Raw genomic sequence first — 24364 nt, 5'->3', positions numbered from 1 at the left:
GAACAACCCTAAACGGTTGAGCCAATGAAAAAGCACCCCCTGGCCCTGGCCATCGGGGTATGCGCCCTGATCGTGGCCGTGTTCGGCGGAGCCCTGTTTGTGATCAAACCGGGGCTCCGCCCCACGGCCATTTTTGGCGGCAAGGTGGCCGTGGTGCCCATCAGCGGCATCATCACCCAGTCGCGCCCCACCAACGAGCTTCTGATGCGCCTGAGGCGCGACAGCTCCATCAAGGCCATCATCATACGGGCCGAGTCCGGCGGCGGCAGCGCCGCGGCCAGCCAGGAGATCTACCGCGAGGTGGCCCGCACCGCCAAGTACAAGCCGGTGATCGGCTCCATGGGCGGGGTGGCCGCCAGCGGCGCCTATTATCTGCTGGCCCCTTGCACCAAGATCGTGGCCTCGCCCGCCACCCTCACCGGCTCCATCGGGGTGATCATCAATATCCCCGACGCCCACAAGCTCATGGAGAAGATCGGGGTGAACATGCAGACGGTGCGCGCGGGCAACCTGAAGGGCGCGGGCATGATCTCGCGGCCGCTGAGCGAGGCCGAGCGGGCCAACCTGCAAGAGATGATCGACCAGACCCACCGCCAGTTCATCGCCGACGTGGCCCGGGGCCGCCACATGAAATACGACGACGTGGCCAAGCTGGCCAACGGCGGCATCTACACCGGGGCCCGGGCCAAGCAGCTGGGCCTGGTGGACGTGATGGGCAACTTCGAGGACGCGGTGCTCCTGGCCGCGCGCCTGGGCGGCATCAAGGGAGAGCCCACGTTGGTCTGGCCCGAGGAGAAGCGCTCCTGGCTGGCCAGCCTGGTGCGCGAGCAGGTGAGCCTGTTCGTCAAGGATATGATGGCCCAAGGCGGGGCCGCTCCGGGGCTCCAGTTCCTCTGGCAGCCCGCCCGTTAGGATATGCCCAGCCCGGCCAACCCTCTGAGCTTTTTCCACGCCGCCGCCTCCGTGCCGCGCGCCTGGGGCTTCATCTGGCGACACAAGCGCCTGTGGCCTCTGGCCGCGGCGCCGTTTTTCCTCAACCTCGCGGTCTTCGCACTGGCCTTTTGGCTCAGCTATACCTACCTGGGCGGCTGGGTGCGCGGCCTTCTGCCCACCGGCGAGGGCTGGTGGTGGGCCGCGCTGCTCTACGTGCTCCTGGTGCTCATGGTGCTGGCCCTCTTGGCCCTGGAGCTGTATCTGTTCACCGTGGTGGGGCGCATCGTGTCCGAGCCCTTCCTGGAGCTACTCACCCGCCGCACCGAGGCCCTGGCCCAGGGCGGGGCCGCTGGCGAGGACTGGGCGGACAACGGCCTGGCCCGCGACCTCTTGCGGGTGATCCGCCAGAGCCTCATGCGCCTGATCATCTACCTGGCGGTGATGCTGCCCCTGCTGCTCATCAACCTGATCCCCGGCCTGGGCGGGGCCATCTACGCCGTCCTGGCCTGGCTAATCACCGCCTACTTCCTGGCCCTGGAGTTCATGGACTACCCCCTGGACCGGCGGGGCCTGAGCCTCAAGCAAAAGGGGCGCTACGTGCGCGGCCTGGGCCTGGGCTGGCTGGGCTACGGCAGCGCCATCCTGGCCCTGGGGCTCATCCCGGTAGTAAACTTCGCCCTGCTGCCCCTGGCCGCGGTGGGCGGCACTCTTTTGTATCTGGAGCGGCCCCAGCCGCACGCCTGATTTTCCCCGCCTGGTTCATGGGCCGGATGGTGGTACACTACTCAGCTTGACCAACCGCCTGCCCATGGAAAGCGCCATGCCCGAGACATCAGCTCACAACCCAGCTGCGCAACCGGAATACAACCGGGGCATGGCCCTGGCCGGCATCGGGGTGAGCGCGTTCATGGGCACCATGGACATCAGCATCGTGAACATCACTCTGCCCACCTTGATGCAGCAGCTCGGCGTGGGCCTGGCGGTGATCGAGTGGGTGGTGGTCTCCTACGCCCTGGTCATCACCTCGCTGATGCTGGGCGCCGCCCGACTGGGCGACATGTTCGGCAAAAAGCGCATCTACCTATGGGGCATCGTGGTCTTCGGGGTGGGCTCGGGCCTGTGCGGCCTGGCCCCGGGGGCCTACAGCCTCATTGCCTTTCGGGGCCTGCAAGCCCTGGGCGCGGTGATGATGCAGGCCTTGGGCATGGGCATCCTCACCGAGATGTTCCCAGCCTCCCAGCGGGGCAGGGTATTGGGCATCATGGGCACCGCGGTGTCCCTGGGCCTGGCGGTGGGGCCGCCCCTGGGCGGGCTGCTCATCGCCACGGTGGGCTGGCGGGCCATCTTCCTGGTGAACCTGCCGGTGTGCGTCCTCTCCTGGTTCATGGTGGCCCGCTACGTGCCCCAAGGCTGGCGCGGCTCGGGCGGGGAGCGCTTCGACGTGCCAGGCGCGGTTTTGTTGTTCGCCTCGCTGGTGTGCTACGCCCTGGGCATGACTGTGGGGCAGCACCACGGCTTCGGGATCGGCGCGGCCCCGGTGCTATTGGGGGCCAGCCTGCTGGGCCTGCTCTTGTTCGTGTGGGTGGAGCACCGCAGCCAGCAGCCCATGATGCCCCTGGTGCTCTTCAAGGCCCCGGAGTTCGGCCTGGGCCTGGTCATGGGCTGGGTCGCCTTTCTCATCCTGGGCGGGGTGTTCATCCTTCCGGTGTATCTGGAGGTGGCCGAGGGCTACTCGCCCTTGCAGGTGGGCTTCTTCATGCTGGTGGTGCCGGTGAGCATGGGCATCAGCTCTCCCCTGGCCGGATGGTTCGCCGACCGTTTCGGCCACCGCCCGGTTAGCCTTTTGGGCCTGGTGCTCCTGGTGGGCGGCTGCGTGGCCCTCAGCGGCCTGCATCTGAACATCTCGCCCTGGGAGTACATCCTGCGGGTGCTGCCCATCGGCCTGGGCCTGGGCCTGTTCCAGGCGCCCAACAACAGCGCCATCATGGGCCACGCCCCCCTGGAGCGCCTGGGCATGGCCTCGGGCCTGGTGTCGCTCTCGCGCACCCTGGGCAACACCTCGGGCGTGCCCCTGATGGGCGCGGTGTTCAGCCTGTACTTCCTGGCCGCCGCGCCCGCGGCCGACCAGGGCAACCTCATGGCCGCGCCGCCCGAGGCCCTGGTGGCCGGCGTGGCCGGGGGCTATCACGTGGCCGCCTGGCTGGGCACCAGCAGCATCCTGGTGGGAGTCATTGCCTGGTGGCTGGAGAGCCGCCGGGAAAAGCGCGCCGCCGCCGCCGAATAAGTTCGGTCATTCAGGAAAAAGATTGAGAGTTGGTAAGGGAAGAATCGGCGGCTTGCCGGTGAGCCGGGCGGTTGGGGCGGTCCCATGCGCTCGGGCATGGCGTGCCGGTGGGGGCGCGGGAACGAAGCCAGGAGCCGCCTAACTGATACGCATCGTTCTGCCCCTGTCCCCGGCGGGCTCATGTCGGCAGGCCGCACGGCAGAGTGGCGTACGGACACTAGAGCGCTTAACCCGCTTCCCTTATTCCCAACTTCTTTATTCTTGTCTTTTTGCCGCCAGCCTAGACCAGGAACTCGTCCACCGGGCCGGCTCCGGCGCGGATCACCTCGGGCTCGTCGTCCACCAGGCTGATGACGCTGGAGGCCACCCCGGGCACCGGGCCGCCGTCCACGATCAGGTCCAGGGCGTGGCCCAGGGCGTCGTCGATCTCCCAGGGGGTCATCAGCTCGTTGCCCTCGGGGTCGGTGGCGCTGGCGCTGGCCAGGGGATGGCCCAGGGCCTCCACGATGGCCAGGCAGATGGGATGGTCCGGCACGCGGATGCCCGCCGTCTTGCGCCTAGTGAGCATCATGCCCGGCACCTCGCGGCTGCCGGTGAGGATGAAGGTGTAGGGTCCGGGCAAGAGGCGCTTTAAGGTCTTGTAGGCGTAGTTGGTCACCAGGGCGTAGCGGCTGATATAGCTGAGGTCCGGACAGATGAAGGAAAAGGGCTTGGATTCGGCCTGGCGCTTGATCTGGTGCAGGCGCTTCAGGGCCTTCTTGTTGTGAATGTCGCAGCCCAGGCCGTAGATGGTGTCCGTGGGATAGGCCACCACCCCGCCGGCCTCAAGGGCATCCACCACCTGGGCGATGCGGCGGGGCTGGGGATGCTCTGGATTTATCTCCAGGATCACGGCGTTGTTCTCCCTGGTGGACGCGGTGTGGAACCTACGGCGGACCGCAACGAAGTTTCAGGTAGGGGTAGTATAACAGCATTTTGGCCCCTGCCGGCCCCCGCCCGCCCAGCGCGGAGGACAGAGGGCTTTGAAACACGCGCCCCAGGCAGGCCAGGCCCTGCGGCACGGGCCGGGAAAGGCAAAAGGACAGCCAGATATTCCATAGGCTCTGACGCAACTTGGCCTGCTGGTATTGCGGGTTGGGCGACACGGCCGCATAGAGCTTGCCCAGCCAGGCGGTCACGGCAGCGGGCTCGGCGGCAGGCCCCTGGAAGCGGTTGGTGGAGACCAGCGAGTGCAGCTTCAGCTCCGCCGGGGTGGGGCTCAGGCCCAAATCGCGCAGGATCATGGCGCGGATGCGGTCCGAGTCCCGGCCCTGGGCATCGCGGTTGGCCACGCTGATCTGCCGGGGATGCTGCCGGTAGAGGTAGAGCACCTCGGTCAGGGAGCCGACCCGGCCCACTTGGCAAAAACGATAGAGGAACTCATAGTCCTCGGCAAAGTCATACGTGGGGTCGTAGTAGAGCCCCGCTTCGCGTTGCAGGGAGCGGCTGTACATGATGGGGGTGTGGGGCAGGGGGCAGAAGAAGAGCAGGTTCACCTTGGCCTGCTCCGGGTCGTTGGCCACAACCCAGCCGGTGGACGGGGTCGGCTCTCCGAAAAAGGCCATGCCCACGCTGCAAGCGTCCAGGTCCGGGTGTTGCTCCAGAAAAGCGACCTGTTTGGCCAGCCTCTGGGGCAGGCTGATGTCGTCCCCGTCGGCCATGGCGATGTAGGAGCCGCGCGCCTGACGTAGCCCGGCGTTGCGGGCCGAGGCCAGGCCCAGGTTGCGGGGGTTGTCGATGAGCCGCACCCGTGGGTCGCGGTAGGATAGGACTATCTCCCGGCTGCGGTCGCTGGAGCCGTCATTGACCACCAGGAGTTCGAAGTCGCGCCAGGTCTGGGCCAGGACGCTGTCCACGGCCTCGCGCAAATAGGGCTCCTGGTTGTACACCGGCATGATCACGCTGACGAGCGGGGAGGGCAAGGCGGGCTCCTGGTTGGGCGCGCCCTCCGGCGGGCGGCCGGGGGGCGCGACATGGGTGCTTCCCAAAGGTCCTTGCCCGAAGCTCTCGAGGCCGGGCTTTTAGAGGCGGTTGGGCGCTTGCGCGGTTTGGGGGCCGCATGAAGGCAGGGGCGGCCACCGCAAGTTCAAGCGGCCCAGAGGGCCGCCTGAACTGAAACCATGACGCCGGGCAGGGCCGGCCTAGAAGGGGATGTCGTCGTCCGGAGGGGGCGGTCCGCCGAAGTCGTTGCCGCCACCGCCGCCACCGCCGCCGCCGTAGCTTCCGCCGCCGCCGCCGCCGTAGTTGCCGCCGCCGCCCTGGCCGCCGCCCTGGCCGCCGCCGCCCAGGAACTGGATGTCCCGGGCCACGATCTCGGTCATGTACTTGCGCTCGCCGCTCTGGTCCTCCCAGGAGCGGGTGCGGATGGACCCCTCGATATAGACCTGGCGGCCCTTGGACAGGTACTGGGCCGCGATCTCGCCCAGCTTGGCCCAGGCCACGATGCGGTGCCACTCGGTGCGCTCCTGCTGGTTGCCCTCGCGGTCCTTGAAGGATTCGCTGGTGGCCAGGCGGAAGGTGCACACCGGGGTGCCGGTTGCGGTATACTTCAATTCCGGGTCCGCGCCCAGGTTGCCGATGAGAATGACTTTATTGATGCCACGCGCCATTGGTTGACTCCTGAAAGGGATTCGAGGGTTGAATGTAGCACAAGGACAAAAGGGGCCGCAAGCCGGGGCGTCGGCGGGCGGTAAAAAGAGCCGTTGGTGGCTGCCCTTGCGCTATGTCTGGTCCGCTTGGGCAATCCTCTGGCTGCTTATTCTTACCATACCCCTGTGCTCGCTGGTGCTCATCGGCTATGGCCTGGGGGTGAACGAGCACAAGCTGCAATGGGCCGCCCGCTGGTGGGCCCGCCTGCTCATGGGAGGCATCGGCTGTAGGGTGCGCATCCGGGGCCTGGAAAACCTGGAGGCGGGGGCCACCTACGTCTTCGCGGGCAACCACGCCTCGTCCCTGGACATCCCCGGCTTGCAGGCGGTCTTGCCCAAAAACTTCCGCTGGGTGGCCAAAAAGGAGCTTTTCGATATACCCCTTTTCGGCGCGGCGCTCAAGGCGGTGGGCGACATACCCCTGGACCGCTCGGCCGGACGCCAGGCCTTGCAGAGCCTCATCGAGGCGGCCCGGCGGGTTAGCCGGGACACCAGCGTGGTCATCTTCCCGGAGGGCACCCGCTCCCGCGACGGCGAGCTCTTGCCCTTCAAGAGCGGCGGGTTCCTCCTGGCCATCAAGTCGGGCCGCCCGGTGGTGCCCTTTTTTCTCAAGGGCACCCACGAGGCCCTGGTGGACGACAGCCTGTTGTTGGACCCCGGCCCCATAGAGGTGATCCTGGGCACGCCCATTCCGGCCGAGGGGATGCGGGCCGAGGCGCGTGAGGAGATGGCCGCCCTGGTGCGGGAGCGAATCCTGGCCTTGAAACGCGGCGAGGAAGCGGCTCCGGTTGACAGCCCCGGAAGCGCCGCCTAGATTGAGAAGCCGAAGCCGGGCGCTGTGCCCGGACCGGAAAGGATGACCCCTTTGCCTCCCAAGGCCGCCAAAAAAGCCAAGGCCCCCAAGAAGAAAGCCAGGGCCCCCAAGAAGAAAGCCAAGAGCCGCGCCAAGAAGGACAACGGCCGCGTGATGGCCCTGCTCAACACAATAGGCCGCAAGGCCGGAGCCGTGCTCCTGGGGCTTGCCGCCTTGGGCGTGGCCCTGTCCCTGGCTTTTTACCGCGCGGCAGACCCCTCGCCTTTGCACGAGATCCCCGGGGCGGCGCACAACCTTATGGGCCTACCCGGCGCGGCGTTCAGCGCGGTGGCCTACGACCTCTTCGGCCTGGGGGCCTGGCTCCTGGTGATCGTGCCTCTCTTGGCCGCCTGGCTGCTCTGGACCGGCGGGTCCAAGGGGCGCATGTTGCCCCTGTGGGCCGCAGGGCTGGGGCTCATCGTGTCCCTGGCCGCCCTGCTGGGCGCTTTCGGGGCTTCGCTGCGCCTGGGCGGAGCGGCGCTGCCCATCGGCGGGCACGCGGGCCGGGCCATGGCCTCGGGCCTGGCCGCCCTGTGGCCCCTGCTGGCCTGGGTGCTGCCCTTGGCCGCCATGGCCGGGGCGCTGGGCCTGCTGGCCTGGGCCCTGTGGCCCCTGCTGGGGCCCAAGCTCAAGGCCCCGCTGGCCGAGGGCCCCTTGGCCGAGAACGCCGCGCCCGCGCCATTCGAAGCCTACGAGCCGGAGCCGGAGCGCGAGCCCGAGGTGGACATCATCATCTCCCGCCCCGAACCGGGGGTGGACGAGCTGTCCCCAGCGCCTTCGCCGCCGCCCGCGCCAACGCCCAAGCCGGAGCCCGCCCCGCGACCCGGCCGCGCGGGGGAAGACGGCATCGTGATCAAGCCGCGCCTGGCCTCGGGCGAGGCGGGCACCGGCACCGTGACCAACGGGCCCAAAAAGGGCCGCTTCAAGCTGCCGCCCCTGGACATCCTGGATCCCGGACCCGGCCCGGCCCCGCCGGAGCAGGTGGAGGCCATCCGGGCCACCAGCCGCTTGCTGGAAGAAAAGCTTTCGGACTTCGGGGTCAAGGGCGCGGTGCGCGAGGTGGCCCCCGGCCCGGTGGTCACGCGCTACGAGTTCAAGCCCGCGCCCGGCGTGAAGATATCCAAGGTGGCCGGCCTGGCCGACGACCTGGCCATGGTCATGCGGGCCAAGAGCATCCGCATCGTGGCCCCCATCCCGGGCAAGGCGGTCATCGGCATCGAGATACCCAACCCCACCCGGGAGATGGTGGCCCTGCGCGAGCTCTTGAGCGCGCCGGTGTACCAGCGCTCCCAGGGCAAGTTGAGCGTGGCCCTGGGCAAGGACATCCTGGGCCAGCCCATGGTGGCCGATCTGGCCCGCATGCCCCACCTGCTCATCGCCGGAGCCACCGGCGCGGGCAAGAGCGTGTTCATCAACTGCCTGGTGCTCTCCATCCTCTACCGGGCAACCCCGGAGCAGGTGCGCATCCTCATGGTGGACCCCAAGCGCATCGAGCTCTCGGCCTACAGCGACATCCCGCACCTGCTCTATCCCATCATCACCAGCCCCAAGGAGGCCACTGCCGGGCTGCGCTGGGCGGTGCGCGAGATGGAGCGGCGCTACGAGCTCTTGGCCGAGGTGGGGGTGAAGAACATCGAGTCCTTCAACCGCCGCCTGGCCGACAAGGGGCCGCTCCGGGTGCCCGAGCATTTGGCCAACGGCGAGGACCAGTTCCTGGAGCCGCTGCCCTACATCCTCCTGTTCATCGACGAGCTGGCCGATCTGATGATGGTGAGCTCCAAGGAGGTGGAGGCGCTGATCACCCGCCTGGCCCAGATGGCGCGGGCCGCCGGGATACACCTGGTGCTGGCCACCCAGCGGCCCAGCGTGGACGTGATCACCGGCCTGATCAAGGCCAACTTCCCTTCGCGCATCTCCTTCAAGGTGGCCAGCCGGGTGGACAGCCGGACCATCCTGGACCAGCAGGGGGCCGAGCATCTGCTGGGCAACGGCGACATGCTCTATGTGCCGCCGGACAGCACCGGCCTGAGCCGCCTGCACGGCGCGTTCGTGAGCGAGGAGGAGATAGACCGGGTGACCGGCTTCTGGAAGAGCCAGGCCAAGCCCGAATACGACGAGAGCGTGGTGGCCGCCACCGAGGACGAGGGAGGCGGCGAGGGCGGCTCGGCCGACGACGAGCTATACCCCGAGGCGGTGGCCCTGGTGCGCGAGAGCGGCCAGGCCTCTATCAGCTACGTGCAGCGCCGCCTCAAGGTGGGCTACAACCGGGCGGCCAACCTCATCGAGCAGATGGAGCGCGACGGAATCGTGGGGCCCAGCGAGGGCTCCAAGCCGCGACAGGTATTGATGCGGGATTAGGGAAGAGGGCGGGTAAGAAGAGGGCGGGTAAGTAAGGAAGCGGCGCGTTGGTGGCCCGGTCCCTTGGGCCATGGGCGGCCGTACACCACCGGGCGACGCTCTCACGGAATAAGGACGGCGGGCCTCCTCGTTCTCAGGCCGCCTGGCACCGCCCGCCGCGGTTTTGACTTAGACGGGCGGCAGAACTTAGGGGCCGACATACAGCGCCCCAGCACACAGCAGGATTTATTAGGAGCTTTCGTGAGCACTCCTTTCTTCAAAACCTCTTTTCTTGTCTTTCTTGTCTTCCTCTTTGCCTTGGCCGCCGCCCCGGCCATGGCCGACGAGACCAGCGACCTGGCCGCGCGCATTCAAAAGCGCTATCAGGCCATCGACAGCCTGGCCGCCACCTACACCCGCACCAGCCGCTTCGTGTCCCTGGGGGCCCAGAGCGGCCGCGACGTGCAGGGCACGGGGAGCCTGGTGTGGGCGCGGCCGCTCAAGCTGCGCCTGGAGCAGGCCACCCCGCGTCACGAGTTGATCATCACCGGCAAAGGCATGGCCTGGTGGGTGCGCCCCGAGCGCAAGCGGGCCGACCTGTATCCCCTGAACCGCTTCACCGGGGGCCTCACCTCCCTGCTGGACGCCCTGGGCGGGCTGGCCCGTTTGGACCAGGACTTCAAGGTGGCCGTGGCCTCCCCAGCCCGCGCCTCGAGCATCCCGGCGGGCAGCCTGGTGGTGTCGCTGACTCCCAAGGTGGCCCGGGCCGACCTCAAGGAGCTGGTGCTGTGGTTCCAGCCCGAGGACCTGCTGCTCCGGGGCTTCGCCATCTACAACCTGGTGGGCGACGTGACGCTGTACCAGTTGGACAAGGTGGAGATCAACGTGAATCCGCCGGCCAGCGACTTTGCCTTTGAGCCGCCGGTGGACTACCGGGTGGCCAATCATCTGCCCCTGAGCCAGGGGAAGCAGGTCCGATGAGCGCGGCCAAGGTGCTCATCCTGGGCGGGGCCAAGAGCGGCAAGAGCTCCACGGCCCAGCGCCTGGCCGAGTCTTGGGGCGGGCGGCTGGTGTATGTGGCCACGGCCCAAGCCGGCGACGCCGAGATGACCGCGCGCATCGCGCGGCACCAGGCCGAGCGCGGGGAAGCCTGGTCTACCCTGGAGGAGCCCCTGGCCCTGGAGGAGGCCCTGCGCCGGGCCGACGGGCCGGACGCGGTGCTCCTGGTGGACTGCCTGACCCTGTGGCTGAGCAATTTGGTGTTGGGGGCCAACCTCAGCGACACGGCGGTGGCCGAGCGGGGCGAGGCCCTGGCCGGGATGCTGCCCGAGCTCAAAGCCCGCGTAATTTTGGTGGCCAACGAGGTGGGCCTGGGCATCGTGCCCGAGAACGCCCTGGCCCGCCGCTGGCGCGACCTGGCCGGCGGCCTGAACCAACGCATGGCCTCGGCCTGCGACACGGTGGTCCTGGTGGCCGCCGGGCTGCCCCTGGCCCTCAAGGGCAGCTTGCCCAACCTTTAAACGATCCGGAGAAGCGCCTTGCCATCCTTGCAAGAAATCATCGACCGCATAAAGCCCCTGGACCGAAGCGCGGGACCGGAGGCCCAAGAGCACCTGGACGACCTGACCAAGCCGCGCGGCTCCCTGGGCCGTTTGGAAGAGCTGGCCCGCACCCTGGCCGAGATATACCGCAGCGCCGAGCTGCACCAGCCCTCGGCGGCGGTGGCCGTGTTCGCGGCGGACCACGGGGTGACCCAATCCGGGGTGAGCCCCTATCCGCCCGAGGTGACGCCCCAGATGGTGCTGAACTTTCTGAACGGCGGAGCGGGGATCAACGTGCTCGCCCGTCAGGCCGGGGCCGAGGTGCGGGTGGTGGACGTGGGGGTCAACTACGACTTCGAGCCCATGGAAGGGCTCATCGCGGCCAAGGTGGCCAAGGGTACGGCCAACCTGGCCCAGGCACCGGCCATGAACCTGGAGCAGGCCGAGCAGGCCATCTCCGTGGGCGCGGGGGTGGCGGCCGAGCTCATCGACCAGGGGGCCGAGCTGCTCATCCCCGGTGACATGGGCATCGGCAACACCACTTCCTGCGCGGCGCTCACCGCCGTGCTCTGCGCGCGGCCGGTGCGCGAGGTGACCGGGCGGGGCGCGGGCCTGGACGACGATGGCCTGTCCCAGAAGGTGGCCATCATCGAGCGGGCCATCGCCCTGCACCGCCCGGACCCCGGCGACCCCCTGCGGGCCCTGGCCGCCTTGGGCGGTCTGGAGATCGCGGCCATCTGCGGCTTTGTCTTGGAGGCGGCGGCCCAGGGCGTGCCGGTGTTGCTGGACGGCTTCATCTCCACCTGCGGGGCCCTGGTGGCGGCCAAGATGTGCCCCGAGGCCAAGGACTACCTTCTGGCCGGGCACTGCTCGGTGGAGATCGGCCACCGGGCCCAGCTGGAGGCCCTGGGTCTCAAGCCCATCCTGGACCTGGAGCTTCGCCTGGGCGAGGGCAGCGGCGCGGCCCTGGCCCTGAACGTCGTCAGGGCGGCGGTGCACGTCTACAACGAGATGGCCACCTTCGCCTCGGCCGGCGTGAGTGACAAAGAGGCATAGATGTGACCAGCTTCATCCTGGCCCTGCAATTCCTCACCGTGGCCACGGTGAACTCCCGCCTGGCGGCGGGGCCGGGCGAGCTTTCGCGCTCCCGGGCCTGGCACGGGGTGGTGGGCGGCCTCTTGGGCCTGGCCCTGGCCCTGATGGCTTGGCTGCTGGGCCTGTGGCTGCCGCCCCTGGTGCTGGCCGGGGTGCTGGTGCTCCTGTGGGGCTGGCTCACCCGCTTTTTGCACCTGGACGGGGTGGCCGACACGGCCGACGCCCTGGTGCACACCACCAGCCGGGAGCGCGCCCTGGAGATAATGAAGGACACCCGCTTGGGCTCCTTTGGCGTGGCGGCGATCGCGGCGGTGATGATCCTGAAGTTCGCGGCCCTGGCCTCCATGAGCGGCCCGGTGCTCATCGCATCGCTCATGGCCGCGCCCGCCCTGGCCCGGGGCCTGGAGGCGGTGTTGTCCTGCCTGTTGCCCGCCGCCCGGCCGGGGGTGGGCCTGGGAGCGGCCATCACCCAGGGCGGGGAGCTCTGGCCCGGCCTGGCCGCCGGGGCCAGCGCGCTGCTCATCGCCATCCTGGCCGCCGGGCGCGCCGGGGCGGTGGCCGCCCTGGCCGTGGCGGTCCTGGGGCTGGTGCTGGGCCTATGGTTTCGCCGGAGAATCGGCGGGGTTACCGGCGACACCCTGGGCGCGTCCATAGAAACCGCCGAGTTGGTCGCATTGATTGCCCTGAGTTCCTTGGGGTGAAAAATCTTGCCCTCGGGGCGGGCCTGTGCTATTCAAACTGCTGGAAATAGGGGGAGCGGAAGCCCCTGATATCCCCACCTATCCGCGCAGCCAAGCAAGGAGCGGCCCATGAGCCTGGCCTACGATCTTACTCCACAGGAGATGCCCGAAGACGTTACCCCCGAAATGGTGGAGCGCATCGACGAGATTTGCGCCGCCTATCGGGGCAAGCCGGGAGCATTGATCCCGGTTCTGCAGAAATGCCAAGAAGTGGTGGGCTATCTGCCGGTTCCGGTGCAGGAACACATCGCCAAGGCCCTAGGCGTGCCCGGGCACGAGGTCTACGGAGTCACCACCTTCTACTCCTTCTTCTCCATGGAGCCCCGCGGGCGCCACGTGGTCCGCGTGTGCATGGGCACCGCCTGCTACGTGCGCGGCGGCAAGGAGGCCCTGGATCGGCTGGAGCGCCATCTGAACACCCCAGTGGACACTACCACCGAGGACCGGCGCTTCACCCTGGAGCAGGTGCGCTGCCTGGGGGCCTGTGGAGTGGCCCCGGTGGTGGTGGTGAATCAGGATACGCACCGCAAGGTCATGGCCGACGCGGTGGTGGATCTGGTGGAGCAGTACGACTAGCGCGATTGCCGAGCGCCCCGAGCCTGGGAGGCTTTAGATGTCCAAGATTTCGATCGATCAACTCAGCCAGATTCAGCAGAAGGTGGAAAAAGAGCAGGCTCTGCGCCAGGGCCAGACCGGCACGGGCGCCCACCGGATGCATCTTTTGATCTGCGGCGGCACCGGCTGTCAGGCCGCGGGCAGCATCGCGGTCTACGAGGCCCTGAAGGCCGAGATCGACAAGCAGGGGCTCTCCGGCGAGGTGGCGGTCATCGAGACCGGCTGCAACGGCTTCTGCGCCCTGGGCCCGGTGATGGTCACCTATCCCGAGGGCATCTTCTACGTGAACCTGGAGGAAAAGGACATCCCCGAGGTGGTGGAGAGCCACTGCAAGAACGGGGAGCCGGTGGAGCGCCTGTTCTACAAGGACCCCTCCTCCAAGAAGTTCATCCCCCACATGAAGGAGATCCCCTTCTTCGCCCTGCAGGAGCTCATCGCGCTCAAGAACCGCAGCCTCTTGGACGCCGAGAGCATCGACGAGTACATCGGGCGGGGCGGCTACCAGGCCATGGCCAAGGCGCTCAAGGAGATGAGCCCCGAGGACATCGTGGCCGAGGTGAAGAAGTCGGGCCTGCGCGGCCGCGGCGGGGCGGGCTTCCCCACCGGCCTGAAGTGGGAGTTCTGCCAGAAGAGCCCCGGCGAGATCAAGTACGTGCTCTGCAACGCGGACGAGGGCGACCCCGGCGCGTTCATGGACCGCTCCATCCTGGAGGCCGACCCCCACGCGGTGGTGGAGGGCATGGTCATCGCGGCCAAGGCCATTGGCTCCCATCATGGCTACGTCTACTGCCGGGCCGAGTATCCCCTGGCGGTCAACCGTCTCCAGCTGGCCATCGACCATGCCAAGGAGTATGGCCTGCTGGGCGAGAACATCATGGGCACCGGCTTCGACTTCGAGCTGAACATCTACCAGGGCGCCGGCGCCTTTGTCTGCGGCGAGGAAACCGCGCTCATGCGCTCCATCGAGGGCAAGCGGGGCATGCCCCGGCCGCGTCCGCCCTTCCCGGCGGTGGCCGGCCTGTGGAACCGCCCCACCATCCTCAATAACGTGGAGACCTGGGCCAACATCCCCCAGATCATCGAAAAGGGCGGCGACTGGTACGCCGGCATCGGCACCGAGGACTCCAAGGGCACCAAGGTCTTCGCGCTCACCGGCCACGTGAACAACATCGGCCTGGTTGAGGTGCCCATGGGCACTCCGCTCAGGACCATCGTCTACGACATCGGCGGGGGCATCCCCAAGAAGCACCGCAAGTTCAAGGCGGTGCAGCTGGGCGGCCCCTCGGGCGGCTGCATCCCCGAGGACAAGATCGACACCCCCTGCGAGTACGCGGCCATCATGGAGGCCGGGGCCATCATGGGTTCGGGCGGCATGATCGTCATGGACGACAGCACCTGCATGGTGGACATGGCCCGCTTCTTCATGGACTTCGTGCAGGAGGAATCCTGCGGCAAGTGCACCCCCTGCCGCGAGGGCACCCGCCGCATGTTGCAAATCCTCGAGAAGATTTGCGCGGGCGAGGGCGAGCCGGGTGACATCGAGACCCTGGAAGAGCTCTCGGCCACCATCCAGGAGGCCAGCCTCTGCGGCCTGGGCCAGACCGGCCCCAACCCGGTGTTGAGCACCCTGCGCTACTTCCGCGACGAGTACGAGGCCCACGTCCACGACAAGACCTGCCCCGCCCGTTCCTGCGTAGCCTTGCTCAAGTTCCAGGTGGACGAGGACAAGTGCAAGAAGTGCGGCATGTGCTTTAAGAACTGTCCGGTGGACGCCATCGACTGGAAGAAGAAGGAAGTGGCCAAGATCAACCTGGACAAGTGCATCAAGTGCAAGACCTGCATCGAGAACTGCAAGTTCGACGCGATCTTCTAGGCCAAGCGCCTCAATAAAATCCCCGGGCCGGCCCTACGCGGGGCCGGCCCTCTTTTTGGGAGCGGCAGGCATGGACCCCCGCATCACGCCCATCACCGACGAGCTGTTTTTCATTGAGCGCGGCTGGCTAAACGCCAACCACCTGGTGTTCACCGGCGCGCCCAAGACACTCATCGACACGGCCTACATCCGCGATCGCAGCGAGACCGAGTCGCTCATCGCCCAATGCGGCCTGGGCATCGAGCAGGTGGAGCTGATCGTAACCACCCATGCCCACTGCGACCACATCGGGGGCAACGCGGAGTTTCAGCGCCGCTCGGGCTGCCAGGTGGCCCTGCACGAGGTGGACCGCTACAACGTGGACTACAAGAACGCCATGGCCACCTGGTGGGCCTATTACCAGCAGGAGGCCGAGTTCTTCCCCACCCACGGCACCCTCACCGACGGCGCGGTGATCACCCTGGGCGAGATGAACTTTCTGGTGATGCACACCCCGGGCCACGGCATGGGCCAGATCGTGCTCTACGGCCTGGACACCGGCTGGCTGGTCAGCGCGGACAACGTGTGGGGCGGAGACTTCGGGGTGCTCACCACCCGCATCGAGGGCCTGGACGCGCCTTTTAGGCTGCGCGATTCCTTGGAGCGCCTGGCCCGGCTGAAGGTGAAGCGCATCTTCCCGGGCCACGGCCCCATCCTGGAGGACGGCCCCGCGGCCATCGAGGCCTGCCTGGCTCGGGTGGGGGCCTTTTTGGCCGAGCCGAAGCGCATGGGCCGCGACCAGGTGCGCAAGATCATGCTCTACACCCTGATGATGCGCGGGCCCGAGTATCGCCACGAGCTGTGGGAGCGCCTCAAGACCTCGCCCTGGTTCCCCGAGACGGTGGATCTCTACTTCGATGGCAAGATGGAGCACACCTTTGAGGAGAACCTGGAGTATTTGACTGGGCAGGGGCTGATTAAAGAAGACGAGGAAGGACGCTTGATCTGTACCCTTACGGCTTAGGGCCTTGCTGCCTGCATGTTTCTTGTCGCCTCGCCAAGCCTCGGCGACCCCGATAGCGGAGCTATCGGGGGCAGCAGAATAGTTTTTGAATAGATAAAGAGCCTTCTTGTTGGCCCCGACAACTTGTTGTCAAGGCCGCGACGCCTTGGCCGAGCGGCAAGAAATTCGGCGGGCGGCTGCGCTTGGGGCGAGGTGCTGGGGACAACGGAAGATTGCTGCGGCCCGCTGCGAGGGCGCTTTCATTCCCACCACCTTCTTGGGCGGTGGGCTTCGCAATGACGGCCATTCTGAAATGGGTATCTTGAAACTTCGCGGAGCCTAGATCTCCAGGCGGTTGACTTCGCACATTCCGCCCAGCAGGTCGGCCTGGCGCTGGTGGCAGGTGAGCAGGAGCACCTGGCGCGAGGCGGCCACCTTGCAGAGCATCCCCAGGGTGGCGGCCATGCGGCGGTCGTCGAAGTTGACCAGGGGATCGTCCAGGATCAGGGGAAGGGGCTCGCCCTGGGCGGTGATCTCGTCGGCCAGGGCTAGGCGCAGGCAGAGATAGAGCTGGTCCCGCGCCCCCCGGCTAAGTGCCCCGCTGTCGCGCTCCGGCGCTCCGGCCCCGGCCCGGGCGCTGATCTCGGGCTCGGCCTTGCCCTGGCCCGCGAAGAGGTCAGTGCCCAGCCACTCGTAGGCCCCGTCCGTGGCCAGACGCAGATACTCGCCCGCCTTTTGCAGCAGCCCCGGCTGCGCCTCCAAGCGGAACTGCTCCATGGCCCGGCCCAGCAGGGCCTCGGCGACCAGCAGGGTGTCGTGCTCCGCGGCCAGGCGGGCCTTGTCCTCGGCCAGGCGCTCTAGGCGCGTCTCGGCCTGGGCCAGGGACTCGGCCTGACCCAGGTGAGTCAGCTCTTGCTCCAGCGACCCCCGCGTAGCGGCCAGCTCACGGGCCTCGCGCTCCAGGGCCATGGCCTGCTCCCGCGCGGTGGCCAGGGCGGCCGAGGCCGCTTCGGGGGCAATGGCCAGGCCTGAGGCAGCCTCGCCCAAGGAGGCGTCCAGCTCGGCCAGCTTGGCCTTGAGGTCGCGGGCCTGCTGCTCGCGCTGGCGGGCGGCGGCCAGGGCCTCTAGATCGGCCAGGCCCAAGGCGGCCAGATGGCCGGCCAGGTCGCGCTCCAGCTGCTCGGCGTAAGCTTTTTCCCGCGCCGCGCTCTCGGCCTGGCCCCGCGCCTCGGCCAGGGCCTGCTTGGCCTGCTCCACCCGGGCGGCCAGTTCCTCCAGGGCCGCCTCCATGCCACCCTCGGCAGCTGGGGCCAGTTCTTGGGCCTCGGCCAGCAGGGCGGCGCGCTGCTCTTCCAGGCGGGCCCGCTCCGCGTCCTGGGCCTGGCGGTCTTGCTCCAGGCGCGCGGCGTCAGAAATGGCCGCGCTAAGGGCCATGGCCTCGGCCTGGCGCAGATCCGTGGGCAGGGCCTCCAGGGCGGCCTCCAACTCGGCGCGGGATTGAGCCGCCTTGGCTGCGGCCTGCTGGTTAGCGGCCTCGGCGGCCTCGGCCTTTTGCAGCGCCTCCTTGGCGCGGCCTTTACGCGCGATCCACAGCCCGCCTAAGCCCGTGCCTCCCAGCGCCAAGGCCCCGGCCAGGGCCCAGCTCCACACGGGCAAGGCGCCCAAGTAGGTCCAGAAGGCCAGCTTGGCCCCGCCGATGATTCCGATGATGCCCAGCACCAGCCAGAGCACCGGCGCGGCTGGCGTTGGGGGCAGGGCCTCAACCGCCTGGCGGGCCTGGGCCTCGGCTGCCTCGCTCTCGCGGGCCTCGGCGCGCAGGCGATCCAAACGATAGGGCAGTTGCGGGTCGATGTTGGCCAGGCCGCTGGGCTCCAGGCCCCACTGCTCGCGCAGGGGCTTGGCCCGGGCGGCCAGGCGGTGCTCCTCGCTCTCCTGGTGGCGGTGGGCTGCGTTGAACTCGGCCCGCCGGGCGCTGAGGCCGCGCAGCTTTTCTTCCAGCGCGGCAGGCTCGCCCGAGGGCGAAAGCTTCTTGGCCCTCTCTCGTGCGGCCTGGGCGGCGGCCTCGGCTTGGGCGGCGCGCTGGCGGGCGGCCTTGGCCTGGCTCACCAGCTCGCGGGCGCGGGTCTCGGCCTCGGCCGGGGCCAGCCCTTGCTCGCTCAAATCGTTAATCTGTTTATGCAGCTCCGCTCGCCGCAGCAGGGCCTTGGCCAGCTCCACCTGCTTGGCCGCCCGCTCCACCTCCTGGGAGGCAGCCTGGCGGCGCTGGTCCAGCGCGGCGGCTTGGGCCTCGGCCTCATGCAGGCGCTCCTGGGTGGCGCGGGCCGTGGCCTCGCGCTCCTTGGCCAGGGCCTCGCCCTGGCTGGCGGTTTTCTCGGCCTCCAAGAGGCGCTTGCTCTCCGCTCCCTTGCGCCGGTCGCGGGAGAACAGCCGCTCGCGTTGCTCGCGCAGGCTTTGCAGCACGCTCACCGGGTTGGACACCTCGCCCCGGGTGGCCGCCTCGGAAAAGAAATATCCCGCCAGCCACTGCCGGGTGGCCCTCAGCTCCTTGGTCTCGCCGGGGCTGGCGTAGAGCGCTTGCTGCAAATCTTCCAGGCGGATGCGGCTCACCGTGAGGAAAGCGCCTTGCCCCAGGCCCAGGTGCAGCTCGCCCGGCGAGCGGCCCTTAAGCTCCAGGGCCCGCCCGGCCGCGTCGCGCAGGCCAACCGTCTCGCGCTTGTCCAGGTGCCGCGCCAGGCTGAAGGCCTGGCCATCCTCCAGGCGGTAGAGCAGCTCGCCGCCGGTGTCCCCGCCGGACCAGGGCTCATAGGGATGCACCCCGCCTACCCGGTTGCCGAAGCCGTAGAACAGCCCGGCGATCAGCTCACCCAGGGTGGTCTTGCCGCGCTCGTTGGGGGCCAGCACCAGATTCAGGCCAGGCGCGAAATCCAGGGTGCGGTTCTGGGGCAAGGGCCCGAAGCCGCCGATGTGCAGGCGTTCCAGCTTCATTGGTTGCCCTCGCCGCCATGCAGGCCGCCCACCAGGAGCCAGCGCGCCTCGGGCAGCAAGCCGCGCAGGCGAGCCAAGCGTTCCTCGCGGCTAAGGCGGGCCTGCTCCGGGTGCAGCTCCTTGCCCAGCTCCTCGGCCAGGGAGGCCAGGAACTCGTCGTCTCCTTCGGCTTGGGCCAGCAGGCTCAAGGCGCGGCCCAGCACGTCGTCTCGCGCGGCCAGCTCGGCCGGGTCCACCATCGGCCCCAGGGCGCGGGCGTCCAGCACCAGGCCGGCCAGGTCCAGCTCCCGGCGCAGCAGGCCGCTTAGCGCGTCGTGGCCCTGGGCCCGGAACGCCTGCCACAGGGGCGAAGGCCCGGCCAGGCGCAGGCGGGCGCAGCGCTGCGCGGGCCAGGCCCCGCTCGGCGCGGGCAGCTCGGCCCGCACCCGCTCCACCAGGGCGGCTGGGGTGGCCGCGCGGGCCAGGTTGTCCAGCTTGAGGTCAAAGAACTCCAGCGGGGCCAGGGGCACGAACTCGCTGGCGAGCGACGCGCCCTCCAGGCGATGCAGCCAGGCCCCCTTGGGTCCGGTCTCACCCAGGTGCGCCCCTTGCGGGGTGCCCGCGTAGAGCACCCGGGGATGGGCGCTCAGCTCCTGGCCGATGTGGATGTGCCCCAGGGCCCACAGGGCAAAAGGCGCGCTTATCATCTGCGAGAGGCTGGCCGGGGCGTAGGGCTCGTGAGCGCCCTCGGGGTTGGCCGAGGCCACATTGGCGTGCAGCACGGCCAGGCCGGGGCGGCTGCCCGGCGGGGCGGGCAGGGTGGAGGCCAGGTCGCGGCTCTCGGCCGGGGAGGCATGGGCCGCGCCCGCCAGCCAGGGGCCGCCCTCGCCCAGGGCCACGCCTCCCGGCGCGGGCGGGAAGATGGTCAGATGCTCGCTCGGCTGCCAGCTCTCCCACACTCCGCCGGGCAGCCAGGGGTCGTGGTTGCCCGGCGCGATGGCCACCCGCGCGCCCATCTCACCCCAGGCGGCGATGGCCTTCTCCAGGGCATAGACCGCGGCCAGGGGCGGCTCCGCGGCGTGGAACACGTCCCCGGCCAGGAGCACCAGGCCCACATCCCGCTGCCTGGCCAGCTCCACCAGGCGCTCCAGGCAAGTGGCCCTGGCCTGGCCCGCCAGACCCTCCAGGGCCGGGTCGGGCGCGGCCACCGGACCGCCCAGGTGCAAATCAGCCGCGTGCAGGATGTTCAGGGGCATGGGCTAGGCCAGCAGGCGGGCCGCGTTGCTCCCCAGAGCGCGGGCCAGTTCCTCGGGGCTCAGACCCGCCTCGGGAGAGGCCAGCTCGCGGCGGTAGCGGCTCACCGGCAGCAGGGGATAGTCGCTGCCCATCAAGAGCTTGTCATCGCCCAGCAGCTCCACGGCCAGGCCGTAGGCGCGGGGCTTGTACAGGAACGGCGCGGCGGCGGTGTCCAGCCACACGTTCTCCAAAACGGCCAGCACCTCGCGCTTCATGGCGGCGTAGAAAAAGATGCCCCCGCCCATGTGGGCCAGCACCAGCTTGGTCTGCGGGTGCTCCTTGATGAGCTTGTAGAGCGCGGCCAGGGTCATGGGCGCCTTGCCGGGGTACTGGTGCCCCACCGGCTCGTTGGTGTGCAGCAGAAGCGGCGCGTCCGCCTCGGCGGCCAGGTCGCACATGGCCCCCAGGCTGTCGGTGTCCAGGTCCGTGTCGTAGAAGGCCAGCTCGCCCAGGCCGTGCAGGCCCAGGCCCAGGGAGCGCTCGGCCTCGCGCGCGGCCCAATCGGCCGGCGGGTGCACGCAGGCCAGGCCGCGCAGCCGGTCGGGATACTCGCCCACCGCGCTGCTTAGGTAGTCGTTATGCAGGCGGGCGTTTTCTTCCTTTATCCAGGGAAAGCCCACCGCCCAGGACACGTCGACCCCCTCGCCGTCCATGGCCTCCACCAATCCTCCGGCGTCCACCATGGGCGCGTCCGGGTTCTGGTAAATGGCCGCAAACGCCGGTTCTCCCAGGCAAAACCGCTCACGGTCCGCCATGACCTCTGGGGGGAATATGTGGGTGTGTACGTCGATGATCATGACCGCACTATAGCAACCGGTTTTTACCGGGTAAAGCCCGCGCTAAGGGCTTGACACGTGCCTCACACCTGTATAGCATACAATACAAAAGTATATCAACAGGAGGCGACCATGGGCAGCGTCACCCTTAAAGACTTGGGCTTTTGCGAGATCGACCTGGAGCAGGTGGAGGTGCCTCTGTTGGGGGTGGTGCAGGCGGGACAACCCATCGAGGCGGTAGCCCAGGACCGCACCGTGTCCATCCCCGGCGACATGCTGGGGCGCTACCGCACCTTTGCCCTGGAGGTGCGCGGCGAGTCCATGATCGACGAGCACATCCGCCCGGGCGACGTGATCGTGGTGGAGGAGCGCCACACCGCCGAGAACGGCCAGACCGTGGTGGCGCTGATCAACGAGAGCGACGTGACCCTGAAGAAGTTCTATTTGGAGCGCGACCACATCCGCCTGGAGCCGGCCAACCCCACCATGGAGCCGATCACCCTGCGCCACGACCAGGTGCGGGTGTTGGGCGTGGTGGCGGGGCTGATCCGCCACTACACCCGGCACTAGGTCAGCGAATAAGCATAAAAGAGTTTGGAAGGTGAAGAGGCCGCCCTCTGGGGCGGCCCTTCCTTCTGGCCTCGAGCGTCCGAGGCCTGGCTGACGCGGGACTGCCGGAGATCAGGCTTTAATCTGGCGCAGGCCGCTTTCCTCGTCCATTGTCCTTGTCCGGGGCACGCGGGGAGCGGCGCAAGCCGCCAGCCCACTCCAGCGGCGGCATTCCTTCATTCACTACTTTTTTCTTAAAACAAAATAGAGCCGAGACTTCGCAGCCAGGCGGGTGTCCCTGGCGGGAACTGCTCAGATGACCACCCCGATGATGTTGTCCAGGATGGAGCGGGCCAGGTACATGTTGTAGTCGCGCACCCGGCCGGGGGTGAGGAATATCTCCACCACCCACCACACGCCCAGGCCGCCCAGGGTGGCCCAAAAGGCCGCGCCCAAGAGCCAGCGCCCCAGCAGAAAAAGCTGTACCGGAAAAATTACCGCCAGAATCAGGGTGGGCAGCACACCCCGCCGCCGTTGCCGGAACTCCACGAAGAATTCCCGCCGCAGGCTGCCGGGCATTCGTTTGAGGGCCCTCGCCACCCCTTGGGGCAGGCCGCTGTTCAGATAACCGCGCTCATGATTCTGCATGCACACCCCCCCAAGTGTGTTGCAAAGTTAGCGAGCAGGATGTCGCGAGCGGTGTGGTTAGCCGGGGATCAGCCCCGCCACCACCAGGATGGTCAGTTCTTCTGCTCCGGTATTGGTCAGCTCATGGAAGCTGCCGATGGGAATGTGGATGCAATCGCCGGGCGTAACGTGGCGAGTCTGGTCATCCACCTGCATTTCCCCCGTTCCACTTTGAATTATATATATCTCCTCCATGGGGTCAACATGACCTTCCAGTTTGTTGCCCGGAGGAACCGAGGCGTGGGCCAGGAACATTATGGTCTGCAAATGGCGCCTGGCGTCCAAAATCATGTGGGCCACCCCGCCGCCGTGGGCGCGGTACTTGGTTGCTTGGGTGTCGGGATGTTCCAGGTCGCGAACCAGCATGTCCTCGCTCCTTAGCCCAGCTCGAAGCTGGTGATGCCGTAAATCTCCCCGTCCGGCCAGGCGGGGGTTCCGTTCTTGTACATGCGCGCCGTTTCGAATACCGGCTCCATGCCCAGCTCCTGGGCCAGGGCCACAGCGTGCGGGTTGTTCTGGGGCGTGTCCAGGTATACCGTGGCCCCCGGTGCGCGGGCGGCCAGGCCTCGGTAAAGCGCCCGGGCCTCCTCCGGCCCGGCCGCGAACAGGGGCCCGATCTTGTAGCCCTCTTGGCAGGGGCGCATGACCCCGTAGCCTTGCAGCCCGCCGCAGGCCATGATGCCCAGGGCGGTGGCCCCGGGCATGTTCAGCCAGCCGCGCAGAAACTCCGGCCGCGGGGCAGGGAAGTGGGCCGTGTCGTAGGCCAGCACCGTGTCCCAGGGCAGGGCGGCCAGCTCGCTCAGGCCGCCGGGGGCCTCGCCGCCGCCGGGGCGGGCTTGGCGCACGCTCTTGAAGGCCATCTCGAAGCCCGAGGCGCGGTAGTTGCTTTGCTGGGCCACCACCCCGTCCAGGCCCATGATGCGCTCCCCGGCGTGGGCCAGGGCCGCCTGGCTCAGGGCGTAGCCGATGCCCTGGCCGCGCAGCTCGGAACGCACCAGGAAAAAGCCCAAAAAGCTGTAAGCATCGCCGTAGTTCACCGCCGAGATACAGCCCACGGCCTCGCCTCCTCGCTCGGCCACGAAAAAGCCTTCCGGGTCGGCGGCGAAGAACACCGCCGCGTCGCCCGGGCCGGGGTTCCAGCCCTCGGATGCGGCCCAGGGCACGGCCAGGTTCGCCAGCTCGTCCCGGCTCATGTTGCGCACCCTCAGGCCCGGAGGCGTGGCGATGGGCTCCATGGGGCTTACTTGTTGCGGGCGCGGATCACGGTGAAGCTCTCGCCGCCCTTGCCCCAGTTGTCGGTGTCGATCTCCTCGATGACCACGGACACGCTGTCGCGGGGCTTGCCCAGGACATCGACCAAGACCTCGGTCATGCCAGCGATGATCTGCTGCTTTTCTTCGGTGGTGAGGGGGCCCTTGGTGACGCGCACGTTGACGTGAGGCATGATTAGCTCCTGATATAAGTAGATGATGGCGTTGATAGGGAAAAATTAATTACGTTTTCCCATTTTTCTGTGCTGCTAAAAGGTCCTTTTGCTTGCGGACTTTCTTCCAAGTTAAGGCGTTTAGAATGCGACAGGCAGACATGGGAGTCCCGTCTTCTTTCATTATTTCTACTAGTTCTTGTAACTGGTTTTTATTGTTTTGCATGTCTTCTATGACCAATCTCATCATATTGACACAATAATCGCCCCATGGCATTCGGGTGCTGCCTTTGATTCTTTTGCAGTATTGTTCTTCAACAAATGAGTCGAAGATTGGTATTAAAAGTGGTCGCTTTTTGTGAATGACCTTAGTGGTGACAGACAATGCAACTCTCGAAATTTTGCACATGCAACCTACGAGGTCTCTTATGCCGTCTTCGCCAGGTATTGTTTCTGTCGGACTCAGGGAGAATAGATCAACGTCATTGGGTATCATGGCTAAATATTTGTCTATGGAGGCCTTTTTATAGTAGATATTTCCTCCCGTAATGCCAGAAATCCTTGAGTTTAGCATTATCGAAAGTGCTATATCAGGAACAGTCAAATTGTTGTCGTCCTCAACATTTATTCCGTCATACATTTCGTACCATTCGTTAACGAATTGTCGCAGGCTGGTAACTGGAGCTGATATGATTAGGCCACTCTTCAACTCGATTGCCTTCATTGTTC

Annotated in this window: 24 protein-coding genes; 13 read left to right on the top strand and 11 right to left on the bottom strand. The window is 67.5% G+C overall.

Annotation, left to right across the window (positions count from 1 at the left end):
• Positions 1–24: 24 nt before the first annotated feature.
• From sppA to KQH53_12145, 3 genes are read left to right on the top strand one after another with little or no spacing between them, the layout of a single operon-like run.
• Positions 25–912 (top strand): signal peptide peptidase SppA, encoded by an 888-nt coding sequence (sppA, locus tag KQH53_12155; protein MCB2227423.1) that lies wholly within the window; start codon positions 25–27, stop codon positions 910–912.
• Between the two features lie 3 nt (positions 913–915).
• Positions 916–1677, top strand: a complete 762-nt coding sequence (locus KQH53_12150; protein ID MCB2227422.1) for an EI24 domain-containing protein — start codon at positions 916–918, stop codon at positions 1675–1677.
• Between the two features lie 46 nt (positions 1678–1723).
• Positions 1724–3217 carry an MFS transporter gene (locus tag KQH53_12145; protein ID MCB2227421.1) on the top strand — a complete coding sequence of 498 codons (1494 nt, stop codon included), beginning with the start codon at positions 1724–1726 and terminating at the stop codon, positions 3215–3217.
• Positions 3218–3497: 280 nt separating this feature from the next.
• Here KQH53_12145 and KQH53_12140 read toward each other — a convergent pair whose 3' ends face one another.
• The 3 genes from KQH53_12140 to KQH53_12130 all read right to left on the bottom strand — a co-directional run bounded on the left by KQH53_12140 (position 3498) and on the right by KQH53_12130 (position 5865).
• The gene (locus KQH53_12140; GenBank protein MCB2227420.1) at positions 3498–4109 is read right to left on the bottom strand and encodes a threonylcarbamoyl-AMP synthase; all 612 of its coding nucleotides are present in this window, start codon (positions 4107–4109) and stop codon (positions 3498–3500) included.
• Positions 4110–4143: 34 nt separating this feature from the next.
• Positions 4144–5178: a glycosyltransferase family 2 protein gene (locus KQH53_12135; protein MCB2227419.1), complete on the bottom strand. Its 1035-nt coding sequence runs from the start codon at positions 5176–5178 to the stop codon at positions 4144–4146.
• A gap of 219 nt (positions 5179–5397) precedes the next feature.
• Positions 5398–5865, bottom strand: coding sequence for a single-stranded DNA-binding protein (locus KQH53_12130; protein ID MCB2227418.1), 468 nt, complete (start codon positions 5863–5865; stop codon positions 5398–5400).
• 106 nt (positions 5866–5971) lie between these two features.
• On the opposite strand from KQH53_12130, the gene KQH53_12125 reads away from it, so the two are divergent.
• The 9 genes from KQH53_12125 (at position 5972) to KQH53_12085 (ending at position 15961) form a co-directional block, all read left to right on the top strand.
• On the top strand, positions 5972–6718 hold the full coding sequence (locus KQH53_12125; GenBank protein ID MCB2227417.1) for a 1-acyl-sn-glycerol-3-phosphate acyltransferase: 747 nt from the start codon (positions 5972–5974) through the stop codon (positions 6716–6718).
• 51 nt (positions 6719–6769) lie between these two features.
• Positions 6770–9115 (top strand): DNA translocase FtsK 4TM domain-containing protein, encoded by a 2346-nt coding sequence (locus KQH53_12120; protein MCB2227416.1) that lies wholly within the window; start codon positions 6770–6772, stop codon positions 9113–9115.
• Between the two features lie 240 nt (positions 9116–9355).
• Entirely contained in the window at positions 9356–10075 is a 720-nt protein-coding gene (locus KQH53_12115; protein ID MCB2227415.1) for an outer membrane lipoprotein carrier protein LolA, read from the top strand.
• A complete protein-coding gene (cobU, locus tag KQH53_12110; protein MCB2227414.1) occupies positions 10072–10614 on the top strand; it encodes a bifunctional adenosylcobinamide kinase/adenosylcobinamide-phosphate guanylyltransferase in 543 nt (180 codons plus the stop codon). Before KQH53_12115 ends, cobU begins: the two co-directional genes overlap by 4 nt.
• An 18-nt stretch (positions 10615–10632) precedes the next feature.
• A complete protein-coding gene (gene cobT / locus KQH53_12105; protein ID MCB2227413.1) occupies positions 10633–11691 on the top strand; it encodes a nicotinate-nucleotide--dimethylbenzimidazole phosphoribosyltransferase in 1059 nt (352 codons plus the stop codon).
• A gap of 2 nt (positions 11692–11693) precedes the next feature.
• Positions 11694–12431 (top strand): adenosylcobinamide-GDP ribazoletransferase, encoded by a 738-nt coding sequence (gene cobS, locus KQH53_12100; protein ID MCB2227412.1) that lies wholly within the window; start codon positions 11694–11696, stop codon positions 12429–12431.
• Between the two features lie 108 nt (positions 12432–12539).
• Positions 12540–13046 (top strand): NAD(P)H-dependent oxidoreductase subunit E, encoded by a 507-nt coding sequence (locus tag KQH53_12095; GenBank protein ID MCB2227411.1) that lies wholly within the window; start codon positions 12540–12542, stop codon positions 13044–13046.
• A gap of 37 nt (positions 13047–13083) precedes the next feature.
• The gene (gene nuoF, locus KQH53_12090; GenBank protein ID MCB2227410.1) at positions 13084–14958 is read left to right on the top strand and encodes an NADH-quinone oxidoreductase subunit NuoF; all 1875 of its coding nucleotides are present in this window, start codon (positions 13084–13086) and stop codon (positions 14956–14958) included.
• Between the two features lie 70 nt (positions 14959–15028).
• Positions 15029–15961 carry an MBL fold metallo-hydrolase gene (locus KQH53_12085; protein MCB2227409.1) on the top strand — a complete coding sequence of 311 codons (933 nt, stop codon included), beginning with the start codon at positions 15029–15031 and terminating at the stop codon, positions 15959–15961.
• Between the two features lie 318 nt (positions 15962–16279).
• On the opposite strand, the gene KQH53_12080 is transcribed toward KQH53_12085, so the two are convergent.
• From KQH53_12080 to KQH53_12070, 3 genes are read right to left on the bottom strand one after another with little or no spacing between them, the layout of a single operon-like run.
• On the bottom strand, positions 16280–18925 hold the full coding sequence (locus KQH53_12080; GenBank protein MCB2227408.1) for an AAA family ATPase: 2646 nt from the start codon (positions 18923–18925) through the stop codon (positions 16280–16282).
• Complete coding sequence (locus tag KQH53_12075; GenBank protein MCB2227407.1) at positions 18922–20160, bottom strand: DNA repair exonuclease; 1239 nt, start codon at positions 20158–20160, stop codon at positions 18922–18924. The genes KQH53_12080 and KQH53_12075 overlap by 4 nt, the downstream gene beginning before the upstream one ends.
• A gap of 3 nt (positions 20161–20163) precedes the next feature.
• Positions 20164–20997: an amidohydrolase family protein gene (locus KQH53_12070; protein ID MCB2227406.1), complete on the bottom strand. Its 834-nt coding sequence runs from the start codon at positions 20995–20997 to the stop codon at positions 20164–20166.
• Positions 20998–21108: 111 nt separating this feature from the next.
• Here KQH53_12070 and lexA point away from each other — a divergent pair, with 111 nt between their 5' ends.
• The gene (gene lexA / locus KQH53_12065) at positions 21109–21546 is read left to right on the top strand and encodes a transcriptional repressor LexA (protein ID MCB2227405.1); all 438 of its coding nucleotides are present in this window, start codon (positions 21109–21111) and stop codon (positions 21544–21546) included.
• 291 nt (positions 21547–21837) lie between these two features.
• Here the strand turns inward: lexA and KQH53_12060 are convergent, their stop codons facing one another.
• Genes KQH53_12060 through KQH53_12040 form a run of 5 tightly spaced genes read right to left on the bottom strand, consistent with a single transcriptional unit; the run spans position 21838 to position 24359 of the window.
• Positions 21838–22173, bottom strand: a complete 336-nt coding sequence (locus tag KQH53_12060) for a hypothetical protein (protein ID MCB2227404.1) — start codon at positions 22171–22173, stop codon at positions 21838–21840.
• Between the two features lie 57 nt (positions 22174–22230).
• Positions 22231–22578 carry a cupin domain-containing protein gene (locus KQH53_12055; GenBank protein MCB2227403.1) on the bottom strand — a complete coding sequence of 116 codons (348 nt, stop codon included), beginning with the start codon at positions 22576–22578 and terminating at the stop codon, positions 22231–22233.
• A gap of 11 nt (positions 22579–22589) precedes the next feature.
• Positions 22590–23447: a GNAT family N-acetyltransferase gene (locus KQH53_12050; GenBank protein MCB2227402.1), complete on the bottom strand. Its 858-nt coding sequence runs from the start codon at positions 23445–23447 to the stop codon at positions 22590–22592.
• Between the two features lie 5 nt (positions 23448–23452).
• Positions 23453–23656 carry a 4-oxalocrotonate tautomerase family protein gene (locus KQH53_12045; protein MCB2227401.1) on the bottom strand — a complete coding sequence of 68 codons (204 nt, stop codon included), beginning with the start codon at positions 23654–23656 and terminating at the stop codon, positions 23453–23455.
• Positions 23657–23705: 49 nt separating this feature from the next.
• Positions 23706–24359: a hypothetical protein gene (locus KQH53_12040; protein ID MCB2227400.1), complete on the bottom strand. Its 654-nt coding sequence runs from the start codon at positions 24357–24359 to the stop codon at positions 23706–23708.
• Positions 24360–24364: the final 5 nt, after the last annotated feature.

The sequence above is a fragment of the Desulfarculaceae bacterium genome (assembly GCA_020444545.1).
Taxonomy (GTDB): Bacteria; Desulfobacterota; Desulfarculia; order Desulfarculales; family Desulfarculaceae; genus Desulfoferula.
Note: the sequence above shows the minus strand (reverse complement) of the source record. Positions and strands in the feature narration are given on the sequence as shown.